Origin of the sequence: Plantactinospora sp. BB1 (genome assembly GCF_003030385.1) — a bacterium.
Taxonomy (GTDB): domain Bacteria; phylum Actinomycetota; class Actinomycetes; order Mycobacteriales; family Micromonosporaceae; genus Plantactinospora.
Genome location: NZ_CP028159.1, coordinates 4,180,632 through 4,196,857, shown reverse-complemented (window position 1 = coordinate 4,196,857; position 16,226 = coordinate 4,180,632). Strand labels below are relative to the sequence as shown.

The 16,226-nt window shown below is 73.6% G+C and carries 18 protein-coding genes and 2 pseudogenes; 7 read left to right on the top strand and 13 right to left on the bottom strand.

The genetic code is table 11. The features are described 5' to 3' along the window. The first annotated feature begins 119 nt into the window (after nucleotides 1–119). Complete coding sequence (locus C6W10_RS18375) at nucleotides 120–1,040, top strand: MHYT domain-containing protein (RefSeq protein WP_234359295.1); 921 nt, start codon at nucleotides 120–122, stop codon at nucleotides 1,038–1,040. A 72-nt stretch (nucleotides 1,041–1,112) separates the two neighbouring features. On the opposite strand, the gene C6W10_RS18370 is transcribed toward C6W10_RS18375, so the two are convergent. The 11 genes and pseudogenes from C6W10_RS18370 to C6W10_RS18320 all read right to left on the bottom strand — a co-directional run bounded on the left by C6W10_RS18370 (nucleotide 1,113) and on the right by C6W10_RS18320 (nucleotide 7,639). Then, nucleotides 1,113–1,520: a gas vesicle protein K gene (locus tag C6W10_RS18370; protein ID WP_107259131.1), complete on the bottom strand. Its 408-nt coding sequence runs from the start codon at nucleotides 1,518–1,520 to the stop codon at nucleotides 1,113–1,115. Next, nucleotides 1,517–1,789: a gas vesicle protein gene (locus tag C6W10_RS18365; protein ID WP_234361321.1), complete on the bottom strand. Its 273-nt coding sequence runs from the start codon at nucleotides 1,787–1,789 to the stop codon at nucleotides 1,517–1,519. Before C6W10_RS18365 ends, C6W10_RS18370 begins: the two co-directional genes overlap by 4 nt. Further along, a complete protein-coding gene (locus C6W10_RS18360; RefSeq protein WP_107259130.1) occupies nucleotides 1,786–2,628 on the bottom strand; it encodes a GvpL/GvpF family gas vesicle protein in 843 nt (280 codons plus the stop codon). Before C6W10_RS18360 ends, C6W10_RS18365 begins: the two co-directional genes overlap by 4 nt. 157 nt (nucleotides 2,629–2,785) lie before the next feature. Continuing rightward, a pseudogene (gene gvpJ / locus C6W10_RS39740) lies at nucleotides 2,786–2,986 on the bottom strand (gas vesicle protein GvpJ); the annotation flags it as partial. A 1-nt stretch (nucleotide 2,987) separates the two neighbouring features. Continuing rightward, complete coding sequence (locus C6W10_RS18350) at nucleotides 2,988–3,326, bottom strand: gas vesicle protein (protein ID WP_107259128.1); 339 nt, start codon at nucleotides 3,324–3,326, stop codon at nucleotides 2,988–2,990. A 5-nt stretch (nucleotides 3,327–3,331) separates the two neighbouring features. Beyond that, nucleotides 3,332–3,649 (bottom strand): gas vesicle protein GvpG, encoded by a 318-nt coding sequence (locus C6W10_RS18345; protein WP_107259127.1) that lies wholly within the window; start codon nucleotides 3,647–3,649, stop codon nucleotides 3,332–3,334. A gap of 3 nt (nucleotides 3,650–3,652) precedes the next feature. Beyond that, complete coding sequence (locus tag C6W10_RS18340; RefSeq protein ID WP_107259126.1) at nucleotides 3,653–4,408, bottom strand: GvpL/GvpF family gas vesicle protein; 756 nt, start codon at nucleotides 4,406–4,408, stop codon at nucleotides 3,653–3,655. A gap of 181 nt (nucleotides 4,409–4,589) precedes the next feature. After that, nucleotides 4,590–4,739, bottom strand: a pseudogene (gene gvpJ, locus C6W10_RS39735) (gas vesicle protein GvpJ); the annotation flags it as partial. A gap of 62 nt (nucleotides 4,740–4,801) precedes the next feature. Then, entirely contained in the window at nucleotides 4,802–5,935 is a 1,134-nt protein-coding gene (locus tag C6W10_RS18330; protein ID WP_107259124.1) for an SRPBCC family protein, read from the bottom strand. Between the two features lie 2 nt (nucleotides 5,936–5,937). Further along, nucleotides 5,938–6,384 carry a hypothetical protein gene (locus C6W10_RS18325; protein WP_159104641.1) on the bottom strand — a complete coding sequence of 149 codons (447 nt, stop codon included), beginning with the start codon at nucleotides 6,382–6,384 and terminating at the stop codon, nucleotides 5,938–5,940. Nucleotides 6,385–6,709: 325 nt separating this feature from the next. Then, nucleotides 6,710–7,639 (bottom strand): 5'-3' exonuclease, encoded by a 930-nt coding sequence (locus tag C6W10_RS18320; protein ID WP_107259122.1) that lies wholly within the window; start codon nucleotides 7,637–7,639, stop codon nucleotides 6,710–6,712. Nucleotides 7,640–7,886: 247 nt separating this feature from the next. On the opposite strand from C6W10_RS18320, the gene C6W10_RS18315 reads away from it, so the two are divergent. The 3 genes from C6W10_RS18315 to C6W10_RS18305 all read left to right on the top strand — a co-directional run bounded on the left by C6W10_RS18315 (nucleotide 7,887) and on the right by C6W10_RS18305 (nucleotide 10,952). After that, entirely contained in the window at nucleotides 7,887–8,999 is a 1,113-nt protein-coding gene (locus C6W10_RS18315; protein WP_107259121.1) for a Xaa-Pro peptidase family protein, read from the top strand. A 127-nt stretch (nucleotides 9,000–9,126) separates the two neighbouring features. Next, entirely contained in the window at nucleotides 9,127–10,266 is a 1,140-nt protein-coding gene (locus C6W10_RS18310) for an acyl-CoA dehydrogenase family protein (protein WP_107259120.1), read from the top strand. A gap of 161 nt (nucleotides 10,267–10,427) precedes the next feature. Further along, nucleotides 10,428–10,952: an Lrp/AsnC family transcriptional regulator gene (locus C6W10_RS18305; RefSeq protein WP_107259119.1), complete on the top strand. Its 525-nt coding sequence runs from the start codon at nucleotides 10,428–10,430 to the stop codon at nucleotides 10,950–10,952. On the opposite strand, the gene C6W10_RS18300 is transcribed toward C6W10_RS18305, so the two are convergent. Then, on the bottom strand, nucleotides 10,882–11,493 hold the full coding sequence (locus C6W10_RS18300; protein WP_107259118.1) for a histidine phosphatase family protein: 612 nt from the start codon (nucleotides 11,491–11,493) through the stop codon (nucleotides 10,882–10,884). The two genes, C6W10_RS18305 and C6W10_RS18300, sit on opposite strands and share 71 nt — an antisense overlap. 241 nt (nucleotides 11,494–11,734) lie before the next feature. On the opposite strand from C6W10_RS18300, the gene C6W10_RS18295 reads away from it, so the two are divergent. Further along, the gene (locus C6W10_RS18295; RefSeq protein ID WP_107259117.1) at nucleotides 11,735–11,929 is read left to right on the top strand and encodes a CsbD family protein; all 195 of its coding nucleotides are present in this window, start codon (nucleotides 11,735–11,737) and stop codon (nucleotides 11,927–11,929) included. Between the two features lie 13 nt (nucleotides 11,930–11,942). Here the strand turns inward: C6W10_RS18295 and C6W10_RS18290 are convergent, their stop codons facing one another. Continuing rightward, nucleotides 11,943–13,373, bottom strand: a complete 1,431-nt coding sequence (locus tag C6W10_RS18290) for a KamA family radical SAM protein (RefSeq protein WP_369938611.1) — start codon at nucleotides 13,371–13,373, stop codon at nucleotides 11,943–11,945. 247 nt (nucleotides 13,374–13,620) lie between these two features. On the opposite strand from C6W10_RS18290, the gene C6W10_RS18285 reads away from it, so the two are divergent. Together C6W10_RS18285 and C6W10_RS18280 are read left to right on the top strand one after the other, a co-directional pair. Beyond that, nucleotides 13,621–14,607, top strand: a complete 987-nt coding sequence (locus C6W10_RS18285) for a zinc-binding alcohol dehydrogenase (protein ID WP_199854046.1) — start codon at nucleotides 13,621–13,623, stop codon at nucleotides 14,605–14,607. Between the two features lie 4 nt (nucleotides 14,608–14,611). Continuing rightward, nucleotides 14,612–16,210 carry an amidohydrolase gene (locus C6W10_RS18280; RefSeq protein WP_107259115.1) on the top strand — a complete coding sequence of 533 codons (1,599 nt, stop codon included), beginning with the start codon at nucleotides 14,612–14,614 and terminating at the stop codon, nucleotides 16,208–16,210. The last annotated feature ends 16 nt before the right edge of the window (nucleotides 16,211–16,226 follow it).

Genomic DNA, 16,226 nt, shown 5'->3' with positions numbered 1-16,226 from the left:
TCCTCTGATGATCTTTACGGCCACCCTGCCCACGGCCCGTCGGCCGGCAGATGCGCCCGAACGCACCGTTGTGGCTGGTCGGACAGCAAGTGATCATCATCCGCGGGCGCGGAACCGCCGTGCGACGGCGCGAGGAGATCACCGACATGGGCACCATCGACCATTTCCAGTACGGCTGGGTCACGCCCACGCTGAGCTACGGGCTCTCCGTCCTCGGCTCGTTCCTGGGGCTGCTCTGTGCGGTACGGGTCCGGGAGGCGCGGACGACCGGACGCCGGGTCTGGTGGCTGCTCCTCGCCGCCTGGGCGATCGGCGGTACGGGGATCTGGACCATGCACTTCACCGCCATGCTCGGGTTCAGCGTGACCGGCACCCCGATCCGCTACGACGTGGCGGTGACCGTGGCCAGTGCCCTGGTCGCCGTCCTGACCGTCGGGATCGGGCTGGTCGTCGCGGTCTTCGCCGGGCGGGTCTCCTGGCCCCGGATCCTGCTCGGCGGGCTCTTCGCCGGGCTCGGTGTGGCCAGCATGCACTACCTGGGCATGTCGGCGATGCAGTTGCGCGGGCGGATGGACTACCAGATGTCCCTGGTGGTGGCGTCGGTGCTGATCGCGGTGGTCGCCGCGACCGCGGCGCTCTGGCTGGCCGTCAACGTCCGCGGCACCCGGGCGGTGACCGGTGCCGCCTTCGTGATGGGCTTCGCGGTCACCGGCATGCACTACACCGGGATGGCGGCGATGTCGGTGCACCCGCAGCCGGCCGCCCCGGCGCCGACCGGTGCCAGCGGCGCCACCCTGCTGTTGCCGATCATGCTGATCGTGATCTTCGTGGCCTTCGTGCTCTTCTACGCCCTGCTCGCCACCCCCACCGAGGCCGACCGGGCCGCCTCGGCGTACCTGGCCGACCGGGCGGCGGAACGGCTCGAGGCCGACCGGGCCGCCGAACGGCGTGCCGAGGAGCGGGCCGCCGAGCGCGGCGCGGAGCGCTCCGCACCGTCGACCGGCCCGGGCCGACGCTTCCGGACCCGCCAGCCCTTCTGACGCCGCACCCGGACGGCTCCGGGCCGCACCCCGGGCCACCCCGCCGACGAGGTCGGCCGGTCGCCACGGTGGTCACTCCGTCGGCAGCAGCGTGCCGAGAGGGCCGAGATCCAGGTTCAGCTCCTCGGGGGACAGCCCGAAGTACTCCCGCAGCTCGGTCATCTGCTCCTCCAGCGCCATCAGGGTGACGCCGATCCGTTCCACCTGCTCGCCGGTGAGGTCGCCCAGCTCCACCCGGCGCAGCGCCTGGCGTTCCACGAGCTGCCGCAGCAGCTCGATCACGGTGAGCACGAGACTGGCGAGCCCCCGCTCGACGGAGTCCCGGTCCACCGCGAGCCGCCGGTCCAGCGGCGTCACCCGGGGCGCCGCCCAGCTCGGCTCGCCGAGGGCGGCGGCGAGTTCGGCCGCCTCGTCCCGCCGGGCGGCTCCGCCCGGTCCGGCCGGGACGTCCCGGCCGCCGTCGAACCCGGGCCCCGTCATTGCCCGAACCCGACCGGCTCCGGCCCGCACGGCTGCGGCGTACCGGGCGGCTCCGCCGGCTCCGGCGCTTCCGGCTGGACGAGCGCGCCGACCGAGGAAACCAGCGCCCGCAGCGAGATGCGTACCAGCTCCACGTCGGCGACGGCGATGGTGAGGTCACCGCTGATCACCACGCCGGTGGCGAGTACCCGGTCGAGCAGGTCCACCAGCGCCACCGGCCGGTACGCCAGCGGGTCGTCCGCGCTGCTCGGCGTGAGTGCCGTGGTCACCACGCCGGCTCCCGGACGGTCAGCGCCGGCCGCGGCGGGTCGTCCTGGGCGAAGGAGTACGCCGGCCAGGGGCCGGTCAGCTCCAGGCGCAGCTCGGCGTGGCGGCGGGCCAGGGCGGCGACCAGTGCGGTGAACCCGTCGAGGCCGGCCACGTCCACCAGGTACGCCCCGTTGAGCACCATCGCGGTGGGCGCCCCGGACAGCCGGCGGTCCTGCGGGGCGTGCCGGCGGGCGGCCGCCGCGTACCCGGCGAGCGCGTCGTGCACGGCCGCGCCGGCCTGCGCGGCGGCTCGCTGACCCTCGTCCCGACAGCTCAGCTCCGCCCGGCGTCGCCGCAGGTACGCGGCTCCGGCCCCCTCGGCCCCGACCGGGGCGGTGGCCCGGGCGGGCAGGCCCGGCACGACGTACCCCTTGACGCCCCACTCCGTGCGGCCGGCGAGCCGGTCGAGGGTGGCCGCCAGGTCGGCCCGGCGTTCGGCGAGCAGCCGGGCGACGCCCCGCTCGTCGCGGTAGACGGTGGCGAGCCGGGTCGGCACCACCGCGCCGGTCCGGGACAGCGCCGCCACCACCTCGTGGTGCGTCCGTGCGGCCCGCTCCAGCCAGGCCAGGTCCTCCAGATTGCGGCGCAGCGCCTCCTCGCCGTACTCGGCCAGCGGCGCGGTGCTCACCACGGCGACCAGGCCGGCGGCGGGTACGGCCCGCAGCGGCCCGCCGTCCATCCCGGTGCCGCCGGCCAGCGTGGCCGGGTCGACCTCCCGGGCCACCCCGTGCAGCCAACACCCGGCCGCCCCCGCCGCGGAATCCGGCTCGCCCGGAACAGGCTCATCGATCCGGCTCATCGCGGTCCTCTCTGTACACGGCGGCCCGGCGGGCCACCCGGGGCCGCCGTTGCGCCTCGACCTCCTCCGGGTCCCGGGGACCCGGCTCGACCGGCGGGCGGGCCCGCGAGCTGAGCCACGGATCGTGCTCCCACCAGTCGATGCCGATCTGCCGGGCGGTGTCGACCGACGCGATGACCAGCCGGAGCTTCAGGGTCAGCAGCTCGATGTCGAGCAGGCTGACCCGGATGTCACCGGCGATCACGATGCCCCGGTCGAGCACGCGTTCGAGGATGTCGCCGAGGTTCGCCGGCTCGTGGCCGGCCGGCAGCACCTGGCCGGAGTTCTGCACCACCGACGCGGTGCGTGGACTCGTCATCTCAGCCCACCTCGCCCTTTCCGCGCGGGTAGCGACGCACCCGCCGGTACCCGAGCAGCTCACCGTCGACGTCGATGTCGATCTCGTACAGCCCGAGCAGGTCGGTGGAGGCGGGAATCCGGTGGTCCTCGACCACCTCCACGCCGACCCGCCAGCCCTCGTCCGTGGACTCCAGCGAGACGACGCCCTGCGCCTCCCGGCCGGCGAGGGTGCTGATCAGGCGCAACCCCTCGTCGGCCGCCTCGGCCGCCGACAGCGGTTCGGGGTATTCCTCGTCGTCACGCCCGCCCACCGGCTCGCCGCCCCGGGCGCCGACGTCCCGGATCCGTCCCTGGGTCATCCCGCCTACCTCCCTGACCGCCGCCTGCTGCTGCCGTCGCCCCGGTGCGCCCCGGTGCCCCGCCGCGCGCCGCCGGGGTCCCGCCCCGGCTGGCGCTCGCCCGTCGGCGTCAGCCGGTCGAGGATCCGCTGCTGCGCCCGGTCCCGCTCCCGTTCCGTGATGTCGCCGGCCGCCGCCGCCCGATCGAGTGCCTCCAGTTCCCGGCGCACGTTCACCGGGTCGTGCTGCTGGGACTCGGCCTCCCGGGCGATCACCTTCACCACCGCCGTCAGCCCGCGCACCGGGGCGTACGGCAGGGTCAGCAGTGCCCAGAGGATGTCCACCCGTCACCCCGCCAGCTGGTGCGCGGCGACGAAGTCGTACGGGGCGTGCGGGCCGAGCAGCCGCATCCGGATCAGGTCCCGGTGCCGCCCCGCGTACTCCTCCAGAGCGTCGACGAACTCGTCCACCCGCGCGGAGTCCACCAGGAAGGCCAGGTTCACCGCGTCCAGCTCGTTGCTCGGCGGGCGGGCCGTGCTCTCCACCACCAGCGGCGCCACGGCGTCCAGGACGTGCCGGTTCTCCGCCTCCCGGCGCAGCTCCACCGCCTGGCTGAGCATCTCGCCGAGCCGGAGCCGCTGCTGCCGGCTCGCCGCCTCCGGCTGCCCGTGCACCTGCCGCGCCAGCTCGGCGGCCTGCGGGGCGGCGGCGAGCAGCTCCTCGACCAGCGGCTCCTCGTGGTAGCGGCCGTGCACCACGTACTCGACGCGGTCCTCGAACCCGTCGAGGGCCGCCACGAACCCGTCGTGGTGGTTGCCGAGCAGCTCGGTCACCGCGTCCGGTCCGGTGACCACGGTGCCGAAGCGCACCGGCAGTACCGGTGCCACCACCGCCGTCCCGTCCAGCAGTTCCTGGTAGGCGCGCAGGTCGGCCGGCCGGCCCAGCGGCTCCGCCAGCCCTACCTCGCTGACCAGCGCGGCCAGCTCGCCGTGCCGGATCGCCGCGACCTCGCCGGGCGGGTCGCCGATTCCGGCGGCGTCCGGGGTCGGCTCCACGTCGGACGGCACGATGCCGTAGACGAAGAGTCCCGTCTCGTCGGCCACCTCACCGCCTCCGGTTCTCGCGGCGCGTCCGCCGGGCCGGCGCGGCGGGGCCGCCGGCCGCGTCGCCCAGCTCGCGGGCGACCCCGGCGAGGCCGGCGGTGAGCCCCTGCGCGGCGTCGGTGACGTTCTCCACCAGCCCGCCGAGCGCGTCGCCCGGCGCGGGGGAGAGGTCCAGCCGGTCCACGATCTCGGCGAAGCGCAGGTACGTCTCGATGCTCGCCACGACCACCCGGGCGTTGATCTCCAACAGGGGGATACCGACCACCCCGACGGCGACCTGGGCGTCGATCACCACGCCCTTGTCGAGCACGGTCTCCACCACGTCGGCCATCCCCCCGGCTCCGCCGGACCGCTCCAGCGCGCCGCCGCCCGCGGCACCCCCCGCCGCGACCGTCATTCGCCCCGCTCCTCCCGTCGGCGCCGGACCACGGGTCGCCGGGGCGGCTCCGAGATGCGGCGGGCCGCCGGACGGGGACGTTCCGGCTCCTCCTGCGGCCGGGGGCGGCGGACCCGTTCCGGCCGGCGTCGGCGCGGCGGCTCCTCCTCCTCTTCCGGCTCCTCCCCGTCGTACTCGTCGAACTCGTCCTGGTACTCCTCGTCCCGGGGGCGGCGGCGCTGTTCGGGCCGGCGGTCGGCGGCGGGCCGCTGCTCGCGCTCCTGCTCGGCCGGCCGCGCTTCGTCCCGCTGCTCGCGTTCCTCGCGCAGCGCCGTCTCGTGGTCCCGCACGACCTGGGAGTCCTCGATCTCGCCGCGCCAGCCCTCGACGGAGTCCGGGTCGAGGACCGTCTGCGTCATCACGTGCCGGACGAAGTGCTTCAACTCCAGCCGCACCCGGCGGCCCTGGGCCCGCCAGAGGTTGCCGGTGTGCTCGAAGAAGCCCTGCGGGTGGTACTCCAGGACGATCAGGATGCGGGTCAGGTCCGGGGTCAGTTCGTGGAAGCTGACGGTGCCGTCGACCGAGCCCTTCTCACCCTTGGAACGCCAGTGGATCAGCCGATCCGGGATCTGCCGGACGGTTGTCGACTCCCAGCTCCGGTGCGACCAGAGCACCTGTGCCTTCCAGCTCAGCTTCTCGTCGCTGTCCGCGTCGACGCTCTCGACCTTCTTCATGAAGCTCGGGAAGTCGCCGAACTGCGTCCACTGGTTGTACGCGACCCGGATCGGCACGCCGACCTCGATCGACTCGACGATGTTGGTGACCTTGAGTTTCTTCGAGCCGCCCTTTCCGCCGCCCCTGCCGAAAGCTGACATCAACCTCTCCCTACCGCTGGCCAGGCCGGCCTCGAACATCGCCCTTGCCGGGGTACGTCCTTCGGCGAGCTTCTGCGCGCCCGTCGCCGCGGCGATGAGGCCGGGGCCGCCACCCTGCCGGGCGTACTCGCTGAGCCGTTCGGTCGCGCCGGTGACCTTCTCCGTCACCGCCGCCACCGCGCACTCACCGATCGCCGAGGCGAGGTTGCGCAGCTCGGCCCCGATCTGGTCGCGGGCCCTGCCGGCGAGGCCGCCGGGCTTCGCGTTTCCGGCCATCGTCACCGCCCCCGCCTCCGCCGGCCGCCGGCGTTCTCGGTTCCGGCCTCCGCCCCGTCCGGCCTGTCCTGGTTCTCGTCCCGGCCCTGCTCCTGGCCGGGTTCTTCGCCGCCGCCGGCCTCGGCACCAGGCGCGCCGGGCGAGCGTCGGCGCAGGGCGTCCGCGCCGCCGCGCAGCCGACCGCTCAGGGCGTCGATGCCGCTGCCGGCGGCGGCGGTCGCGGCGGCCCGGCCGGCCGAGACGAGCGGGCTGCCGAGGCGGCCGAGGCCGCTCAGCTGGGGGGAGGACTGGAGCAGATCCTGGCCCTGCTTCAGCAGGCCGCCCGGCCCACGGCTGGCCCGTCCGGCCGCCACGGCGGTGGCCAGGACGAGAGCGCTCCGCAGCTTTTTCCGACGGCCGAGAACGTAGCCCAGAGCCACCGCGAGTCCGATCCGCATTCCGCTCTTCATCCGTGCTCCTTAGCTCCCCGGTAGGCGGAAACATCCCTTTCGGGGGGAGGCCGGAAAAAGCTACCGAGGATCAGCGCGACAGTGGCCTCTGCCTGGGAAGTTCCGCTTCAGCGGACCGGCGGGCAGTACCCGTCGACATTTCCGCGAAACGTCGGAACGCAATTCCTGGGGGCAGACCGGGGCCAGGTCGGACGAGCACGACGCATTTCCCCTCTGACCGGGCCGCGCGCCGCAATAATGCCCGGATCGGTGGCCCTGCCGGCGAACGGGCCTCGGGGGCGTCTCCTCGGCGGAAGTCGGAGGGCGCGGGCGGGAGCGGGAGGGGTCAGGCGGGCACGGCGTTGCCGGCCAGCGCGTCGACGAGCCGGCGGCACGGGCCGGCGAGGTTCCACGCCTCGGCGAGCCCGAGCAGTCGGTCGGCGTCGACCGGCGCCGCCGGCAGGGTGGTGTCCAGCGGCGGTAGCGGCACGTCCAGGGCCACCCGGACCACCTTCGGCGCCACCGCCAGATAGTCCCGGGCCGCGTTCAGCTTGGTCCGCAACCCGGGCGCGAAGCCGGAGGAGGGGTCGTCCAGCGCGGCCAGGATGCCGGCCAGGCTGCCGTACCGGTCGACGAGCCGGGCGGCGGTCTTGTCACCGACCCCGGCCACCCCGGGCAGGCCGTCGCTGGGGTCACCCCGCAGCGCGGCGAAGTCGGCGTACCCGGCGGCCGGTACGCCGTACTTGGCCCGTACGGCGGCGTCGTCGCAGTCCTCCAGTTTCGCCACGCCCCGGCCGCAGTAGAGCAGCCGCACCGGCCGACTGTCGTCGATGAGCTGGAAGAGGTCCCGGTCCCCGGAGGCCACCTCCACCGGTGCCGGTGCGGTGGCGGCCAGCGTGCCGAGTACGTCGTCCGCCTCGTAGCCGTCCACCCCGATCGCCGGGATGCCGATCGCGGCCAGCAGTTCGAGGATCAGCGGTACCTGTGGGGAGAGGGTGTCGGGCACCACCTCGCCACCTTCCGGCGCCACCCGGTGCGCCTTGTACGACGGCAGCAGCTCCACCCGCCAGGCCGGGCGCCAGTCGTAGTCAAGGGCGCAGACCAGCCGGTCCGGCCGGCGGGTCCGGATCAGTGTCGCCAGCATGTCCAGGAAGCCCCGGACGGCGTTGACGGGGCTGCCGTCCGGCGCCTTGGCGGCCGACTCCGGGATGCCGAAGTAGGCCCGGAAGTAGAGGCTCGGTGCGTCGACGAGGAGCAGGGGGCGGCTGTCGTTCACCCGGACAGCCTGGCACAGCGTCGCCCGCCCCGGCCGCAGGCCCTGGCCCGGCGGGTCGACGGCACCGCCACGACCGGCCCGGCGGGTTGGCAGGACACTTCCTCTTGTCGGCCCCACCGGCCGGGGCGTCGTCGGCGCGGCGCTCCGGATGCCCTCCGAGCAGGGCAGGTCGGACGGCCCGCCGAGAGCCGGCTTTCGGTGTGGTCCCGCCGGTCGATTCCGCCCGAACGACCGTTAAGCTATTCAGGTGTGTGACGCAGACCTCTATCCGCCGCACCGGCTGGCCGCGGCCCAGAAGGCCACCGCCGACGCCGGGCTGGACGCCCTGCTCATCCCGCCGGGCTCCGACCTGCGCTACCTGACCGGCTACCACGCGCACGCCCTGGAACGGCTCACCTGCCTGGTGTTGCCGGCCACCGGCGAACCCACCCTCGTCGTACCGACGCTGGAACGGCCGGCCGCCGAGGCGTCTCCGGCGCCACGCACCGGGGTACGCATCGTGGACCACCCGGACGGCACCGACCCGTACCCGCTGGTGGTGCGCGCCCTCGGCGGGCCCGTCGCCGCGGTCGGGCTCGGCGACCGGATGTGGGCCGAGCAGGTGCTCGCGCTGCGCGCCGTGCTCCCCGGCACCACCCAGCGGCTCGCCGGCGAGGTGTTGCGGGGGCTGCGGCTGCGCAAGTCGGCGGCCGAGGTGGCGGCGCTGCGCGAGGCCGGTGCCGCGATCGACGCGGTACACGCCCGGATGGCCGAGTGGCTGCGTCCCGGCCGGACCGAGGCAGAGGTCGCCGCCGACATCTCGGTCGGCATCCGGGAGGCCGGACACGCCACCGCCGACTTCGCGATCGTCGCCGCCGGCCCGAACGGCGCCAGCCCGCACCACGGCACCTCCGACCGGGTGATCGGGGTCGGTGAACCGGTCGTCGTCGACATCGGCGGGACCATGCCGTCCGGCTACTGCTCCGACTCGACCCGCTGCTACGTCGTCGGCGACCCGCCGGCCGACTACACCGACTACTACCAGGTGCTGCACGCGGCCCAGCAGGCCGCCGTCGGGGCGGTACGGCCGGGGGTGAGCGCGGCGGCCGTCGACTCGGTGGCCCGCGAGGTCATCGCCGACGCCGGCTACGGCGCGGCCTTCCTGCACCGTACCGGGCACGGGATCGGGCTGGACGGACACGAGGACCCGTACCTGGTCGCCGGCAACGAGCTGCCGCTGGAACCCGGGATGGCGTTCTCCATCGAGCCGGGCATCTATCTGGCCGGCCGGCACGGCGCCCGGATCGAGGACATCGTGGTCTGCACCCCGGACGGGGTGGAGCGGCTCAACACCCTCTCCCGGGACCTGGTGCGGCTGTGACCGGCCCAGCCCTGCCCGGCGGAGTTCCCGGCCGGCCCCGCACGACGGGCCGGGAATCCGGGGCGACCCCGGCCGATCGGGCCGGCCAGGCGTGCCACGTCATCGACCAGCGGAGTGGGAGAGCCCGATGACCGTCGACCGGATCCTGCCCACCGACGAGGCGTACGAGCTGCTCGAACTCGTCACCGAACTCGCCGACCGGGAACTCGCGCCCCGGGTGGCCGACTTCGAGCAGCGTGGCGTCTTCCCCCGCGAGCTGCTGCGTACCCTCGGCCGGGCCGGACTGCTCGGCCTGCCGTACCCGGAGGAGCACGGCGGCGCGGCGCAGCCGTACGAGGTCTACCTCCAGGTGCTGGAGATCCTGGCCAGCCGCTGGTTGGCGGTGGCCGAGGCGGTCAGCGTGCACACCCTGTCCTGCTACCCGGTGGCGACCTACGGCGGCGAACAGGTACGCAAGCTGCTGCCGGACATGATCGGTGGCGAGCTGCTGGGGGCGTACTGCCTCTCCGAGCCGCAGGGTGGTTCGGACGCGGCGGCGCTGACCACCCGGGCGACCCGGGACGGCGACGACTACCTCGTCTCGGGCACCAAGGCCTGGATCACGCACGCCGGCAGCGCCGACTTCTACAACATCTTCTGCCGCACCGGCGGGCCCGGCGCCCGGGGGATCTCCTGCCTGCTCGCCGACGCCGGCACCGCCGGGATCGTCCCGCAGAGCCCGGAACGCACCATGGGGCTGCGCTCGTCGCCGGTCGCGCAGATCGCCTTCGACGACGCCCGGGTGCCGGCCGACCGGCTGGTCGGTGCCGAGGGGGAGGGGTTCCGGATCGCGCTGTCGGCGCTGGACAGTGGCCGGCTCGGCATCGCCGCCTGCGCCGTCGGGCTGGCCCAGGCGGCGCTGGACTACGCGGTCGACTACGCCCGGCAGCGGGAACAGTTCGGCCAGCCGATCATCGACTTCCAGGGGCTGGGCTTCATGCTGGCCGACCTGGCGACCCAGGTGTCGGCGGCCCGGGCGTTGACCCTGGCCGCGGCCCGGCTGCGGGACGCGGGACGGCCGTACTCGATCGAGGCGGCCAAGGCGAAGCTCTTCGCCACCGACACCGCGATGCGGGTCACCACCGACGCGGTGCAGGTGCTCGGCGGTGCCGGTTACGTGGCGGACCATCCGGTCGAGCGGTACATGCGGGAGGCGAAGGTGTTGCAGATCGTCGAGGGGACCAACCAGATCCAACGCCTGGTGATCGCCCGCTCGCTGGCCCGCTGACCGGGGACCGTCCGCCCGCCGACCCCAGCCTGCTGAGCTGGTCGGCGGGGCGGTCGGTCGGCCGTCCGGGATGGCCGTCAGCTATCGACCTGATAACGCACGGCGGGGACGCGGTCGGCGCGACGTCGTCCGGGGCACCCATTGCGGGTAGGTTGCAGGCCGTGGAGGAGACCGATCGGGCCATCGTGGCGGCTCTGGCCGCCGACGGCCGGCTGTCGTACACGGACCTGGCCGAGCGGGTGGGGCTGTCGGTGTCCGCGGTGCACCAGCGGGTCCGCCGGCTGGAGCAGCGCGGTGTGATCAAGGGGTACGCCGCCCGCATCGCGTTCGAGGCTATCGACCTGCCGTTGAGCGCGTTCGTGGCGATCCGGCCGCTGGACCCGTCGCAGCCGGACGACGCACCGGACCGGCTGGCCCACCTGCCGGAGATCGACTCGTGCTACTCGGTGGCGGGGGAGGACTTCTACCTGCTGCTGGTCCGGGTGGCCAGCCCGGTGGACCTGGAGCGGGTACTCCAGGAGATCCGTACCGCCGCGAACGTCACCACCCGGACCACCGTGGTGCTCTCCGTCCCGTACGAGAGCCGCCCGCCGAAGCTGCCGGTGGCGTCGAAGCTCAGTTCGGAGCCGGGGACGGCGCGGCTGCGGGCGCTGCCGGCCGACCCGACGAGTTCCAGCGCAGGATGACCGGGCGGCCGTGCTCGTAGCCGAGCGCGGAGACGGTGGCGGTGTCCAGGCGCAGCCGGCCGCCGCCGCTGGGCGGTAGCCCGATCCAGCGCGCCCCGGCCACCCGCAGGCTGTGCCCGTGCGCCACCAGGGCCACGTCACCGGTGTCGAGCAGCGCTGTCGCCCTGGCCAGTACCCGGTCCAGCCGGTCGCCGACCTGTTCGGGGCTCTCGCCGCCGGGGCAGCCGTCGGTCCAGAGCAACCAGTCCGGGCGTTTCTGCCGGATCTCGTCGCTGGTCAGACCCTCGTACTCCCCGTAGTTCCACTCGCTGAGGTCCTCGTCGACCTCGGTGACGTGCAGTTGGGCGAGTTCGGCGGTGCGCAGTGCCCGCCGCCGGGGGCTCGAGAGCACGGCGGCGAAGCTCCGCCCGGCGAGCTCGGTGGCCACCTCGCGGGCCTGGCGTTCGCCGTCCGGGGTGAGTTCCAGGTCGGTGTAGGAGGTGTGCCGGTGGCTGGCACTCCAGGTGGTCTCGCCGTGGCGGATGAGGATGATCTCGGCCATCCGTCCAGTCAACCATCCCCGCCGCGCACCAACCTCAAACTAGTATCCTAGGATGCCTTACGGGATGTGGCACGCCAGCCAAGGTCAAGACCCGAAGAGACCCCGAGGGGCAAGGGCTCACGCGTTGTTTGTGGAGATCCGAGCACTCTGAGGCGATTAGGCAGGTTTCACCGCAGCCTGTCGGGCAACTCAGCTATCGGCCAGCCGCCGCGAGCGGAGCCATCGAGGTGAGGAGTGCGACATGAGTGCCATGGACAAGATGCGCAACAAGGCGGAGGAGTTGAAGGGCGCCGCCAAGGAACGGATGGGCGACCGCACCGACAACGAGCAGATGCGCGGCGAGGGCGCCTCCGATCAGATGCAGGCCAAGGCGAAGCAGGCCGGCACCAACGTCAAGGAAGCCGGCCGCAACGCCAAGGACGCCTTCGACCGTTGACGGTCGTCCGTCCTCAGTGATCGGTCTGAGTGCCGTGCCGGGCCCACCAGGCCCGGCCGGCCTCGGGCAGGCTGTCGATCGGGTCGTAGTAGGCGTACCGCCGGTCCAGCGCGGCGAGGTCGTCGGACTCGATCGACGTACGGTAGTTCTTGGTCCAGTACGAGATGCCGCGTTCGCGGTCGTACTCGGTGACCATGTGCACCCAGCGCTTGCCGACGAAGGGCACGTCACAGACGATCCGTGGGGTGGCGTAGCCGGGCAGGTAGCCCATCATGTCGTGCTGGAGCCGCTGGGCGTGCCAGACCGGTACCCGCCAGTGTTCGGCGTTGGGGATCATGTCGCACATGTAGAAGTAGTACGGCAGGATTCCGGCTTCCCCCTGGAGCGTGAAGCAGAGGTCCAGCAGGTCGGCGGTGGTCGCGTTGACGCCGCGCATCAGCACGCCCTGGTTGCGTACGTCGCGGACGCCGACCTCCAGCGCGGTCTGGGCGGCCCGGGCGACCAGCGGGGTGAGCGACTGGACGTGGTTGACGTGGGTGTGGATGGCGAGGTTGACGCCGCGTCGGGCGGCGGTCCGGGCGACCCGTTCGAGTCCCTCCACCACCTCCGGCTGGAGCCAGTGCTGGGGGAGTCCGGCGAGTGCCTTGGTGGCGAGCCGGATGTCGCGGATCGTCTCGATGCCCAGTAGCCGCATCAGGTACGACTCGAGGTTGCGCCAGGGCACGTTGGCGACGTCGCCGCCGGAGACCACCACGTCGCGGACGCCGGGGTGGGCGCGCAGATAGTCGATGTGCGCGTCGTACCGGTCGACGGGCTTGAGGCTCAGTCGCAGTTTCTGCACGGTCGGGGTGGAGTTGCCGACGAGGTCCATCCGGGTGCAGTGCCCGCAGTACTGGGGGCAGGTGGAGAGCAGTTCGGCGAGGACCTTGGTGGGGTAGCGGTGGGTGAGGCCCTCGGCGACCCACATGTCGTGTTCGTGCAGTGAGTCGCGGGTGGCGTACGGGTGGGAGGGCCAGTCGGTGCGCCGGTCGCTGCCGAGCGGCAGCATGTAGCGGCGGATCGGGTCGGCCCGGAAGGCGTCGGTGTCGAGTGGGCCGTCCGGCACCATCGTGTTGAGCATCTGCGGTGGGACCAGCATCGACATGGTGGCCTGGGTGGCCTGGTCGGCGGTGAGGTCGGCGTAGCAGTCGTCGTCGACGGTGTCGCCGAGGACGGCGCGGAGCTGTTTGACGTTCTTGACGCAGTTGGCGCGCTGCCACTGGGCGGATTCCCACTGTTCGCGGGTCACCTGGCGCCAGCCGGGGAAGCGGGTCCAGTCGGGTTCGACCAGGGGGCGGCGTCGGTATTCGTACGGCTGGCCCGCCGTCTCGGCCGGGCGGGGGTGCGCCGGTCCGGTGGGGTTGCGGGGGGCGAGCACGGCGGTTGCCGGTTCGACCTGGGTCACGGCGCCTCCTCCAGTTTCGGGTGCCGATGGGTCTCGGGTGGGGGCCGGTGGGCCTTGATCTCGAACGCTACTGGAAGATTTCCCGTCTAGGAAATATCCTGCCGTAAGTTTTCCTGTGCATGGCGGGTCTGAAGGAGCGATGCCCCGCCTGGCGGGCGGTCGGGAGGAGGCGGCGGTGGGGGCGACATCCGGAGGTGTGGCGGTCACGTCGGCGGTCGGGTTGCGCCGGGTACGCGAACCGGCCGGGGTGCTGCCGCAGGCGGCGTACCGGCTGGACGCCCGCGGTGAGATCTCCGCCGACGAGGTCCGGGTCCGGGTGGAGCGGCTGAACCTGGACGCGGCGAGCTTCCGGCAGTTGTCGGAGAAGCACGGCGGGGACGGTGCGGCGGTCCGGGCCGAGGTGCTTGAGATCATCCGCGAGCGCGGCAAGATGCAGAATCCGGTGACGGGTTCCGGTGGGATGCTGGTCGGCACGGTCGACGAGGTCGGTCCGGAGTCACCGTTGCCGGTCAAGCCGGGCGACCGGGTGGCGACGCTGGTCTCGCTGACCCTGACCCCGCTGGCGGTCACCGACGACCTCGCCGGCTGGGACGGCCGCTCCGAGCAGGTGCCCTGCGCCGGGCACGCGATCCTGTTCGCCCGCTCGATCGTGGCGGTACTCCCGGACGACCTCGACCCCGGGTTGAGCCTGGCGGTCTTCGACGTCTGCGGTGCGCCGGCGCTGACCGCCCGGACGGTGCGCGGCTACCCGGCGCCCCGGGTGGCGGTGCTCGGCGGTGCCGGCAAGAGCGGTTCGCTGGCGCTGGCCGCCGCCCGGCAGGCCGGGGCGGCCCGGACCGTCGGCGTGGTGCCGGTACCGGCCGAGCGGGACCGGCTGGTCGCCGCCGGCCTCGCCGACGAGGTGGCGCTCGCCGACGCCCGGGATCCGGTGGCGTTGGCCGCGGCGGTGACCGGTGCGTTGGGTGGGCCGGCGGACGTGACGGTGGTCTGTGTCGACGTGCCCGGCTGCGAGCACGGGGCGATCCTGGCCACCGCCGACGGCGGGACCGTGGTCTTCTTCTCGATGGCCACGAGTTTCGCCTCGGCGGCGCTCGGCGCGGAGGGGCTGGCCGCCGACGTGACGATGCTGATCGGCAACGGCTACCTGCCGGGGCATGCCGAGTACGCGCTGTCGCTGCTGCGTACGGTGCCCGGAGTGCGGGCGCTGTTCACGGACCGGCTAGCGGCAGACTGATGTCATGACGAACCCCTCGACTCTCTATCGTGCCGGCCGGTTGTACTGTCCGGCCGATCCGCAGGCGACCGCGCTGCTGGTCCGGGACGGCCGGATCGACTGGCTGGGTGCCGACGCCGACGCCCCGGCGGCCGACCGGGTGGTGGAGCTGGACGGCGCGCTGGTGACTCCGGCGTTCGTGGACGCGCACGTGCACGCCACCGACACCGGGTTGGCGCTGTCCGGGCTGGACCTGTCCGGGGCGCGGTCGGCGGCGGACGTCTGCGCGGCGGTGGCCGGGTTCGCGGCGGGGCTGCCGGCGGACGCGGTGGTGCTGGGGCACGGCTGGGACGAGTCCGGCTGGTCGGACCGGCGGGTGCCGGAGGCGGCGGAGCTGGACCGGGCGGCCGGTGGCCGGCGGGTGTATCTGGCCCAGGCGTCGATCCATTCGGCGCTCTGCTCGTCGGCGCTGCTGGCGGCGGTGCCGGAGGTGGCCGGGGTGCCGGGCTACGACGCGTCGGGCTGGTTGCGTCGGGACGCCCACCACGTGGTGCGGGAGCTGGCGTTGGGTTCGGTGACGGACGCGCAGCGGCGGGAGGCGCAGCTGGTGGCGTTGCGCCGGGCGGCGTCGTTGGGGATCGCGGCGGTGCACGAGTGCGGCGGGCCGGACATTTCCAGCGAGGCGGACTTCACCGCCGTGCTCGGTCTCTCCGGGGTCGACGGTCCGGAGGTGTACGGCTACTGGGGTGAGCTGATGGGTGCGCGGCGGGCCCGGGAGCTGGGTGCGGTCGGCGCCGGTGGTGACCTGTTCGCGGACGGGGCGCTGGGTGCGCGTACGGCGCACGTGTCGGTGCCGTACGACGACGGCGAGCCGGGGGCGTGCGGGCACGGCTATCTGACGGCGGAGCAGGTCCGGGACCATCTGTTGGACTGTGCGGCGCACGGGGTGCAGGGCGGTTTCCACGCGATCGGGGACGCGGCGATCGACACGGTGTTGTCGGGGTTCGCCGGCGCGGCGGAGGTGCTCGGGGTGGAGCGGTTGCGGGCGGCCCGGCACCGGATCGAGCATGCCGAGATCATGAACAAGCGGTTGATCGCCGGTTTCGTCGAGTACGGGATCGTGGCGAGCATGCAGCCGGCGTTCGACCGGCTGTGGGGCGGCGAGCGGCGGATGTACGCGTCCCGGCTGGGTGTGCGGCGGTCGCTGGAGTCGAATCCGATGGGCGCGATGCACGGGGTGGGGGTGACGTTGGCGTTCGGTTCGGATTCGCCGGTGACGCCGCTGGATCCGTGGGGTTCGGTGCGGGCGGCGGTGGCGCATTTCAATCCGGCGCAGCGGATGAGTGTGCGGGCGGCGTTCGCGGCGCACACCCGGGGTGGTTGGCGGGCGGTGCCGGCGGGGGCCGGTGGCCGGGATCCGCGGCTGACCGAGGGGGTGCTGGTGCCGGGTGCGGCGGCGACGTTCGCGGTCTGGTCGACGCCGGCCGGGGTGGACGGTGGGCTGCCGGTGCTGGTGTCGGCGAGTCCGGAGGAGCGCGGGCCGGAGGATCCGACGCCGTTGCCGTCGTGTCGGCGGACGGTGCTGCGCGGTGCGGTGATCTACGACGGGGAGGACGCGTCGTGACGGGACGGTTGGGGGT

Excerpts from the sequence above, each read along its gene's own strand:
- C6W10_RS18310 (WP_107259120.1), top strand. The coding sequence starts at position 9,127 with ATGACCGTCGACCGGATCCTGCCCACCGACGAGGCGTACGAGCTGCTC.
- C6W10_RS18350 (WP_107259128.1), bottom strand. The coding sequence starts at position 3,326 with ATGACCCAGGGACGGATCCGGGACGTCGGCGCCCGGGGCGGCGAGCCG.
- C6W10_RS18295 (WP_107259117.1), top strand. The coding sequence starts at position 11,735 with ATGAGTGCCATGGACAAGATGCGCAACAAGGCGGAGGAGTTGAAGGGC.
- C6W10_RS18370 (WP_107259131.1), bottom strand. The coding sequence starts at position 1,520 with ATGACGGGGCCCGGGTTCGACGGCGGCCGGGACGTCCCGGCCGGACCG.
- C6W10_RS18360 (WP_107259130.1), bottom strand. The coding sequence starts at position 2,628 with ATGAGCCGGATCGATGAGCCTGTTCCGGGCGAGCCGGATTCCGCGGCG.
- C6W10_RS18280 (WP_107259115.1), top strand. The coding sequence starts at position 14,612 with ATGACGAACCCCTCGACTCTCTATCGTGCCGGCCGGTTGTACTGTCCG.
- C6W10_RS18300 (WP_107259118.1), bottom strand. The coding sequence starts at position 11,493 with ATGGCCGAGATCATCCTCATCCGCCACGGCGAGACCACCTGGAGTGCC.
- C6W10_RS18325 (WP_159104641.1), bottom strand. The coding sequence starts at position 6,384 with ATGAAGAGCGGAATGCGGATCGGACTCGCGGTGGCTCTGGGCTACGTT.
- C6W10_RS18330 (WP_107259124.1), bottom strand. The coding sequence starts at position 5,935 with ATGGCCGGAAACGCGAAGCCCGGCGGCCTCGCCGGCAGGGCCCGCGAC.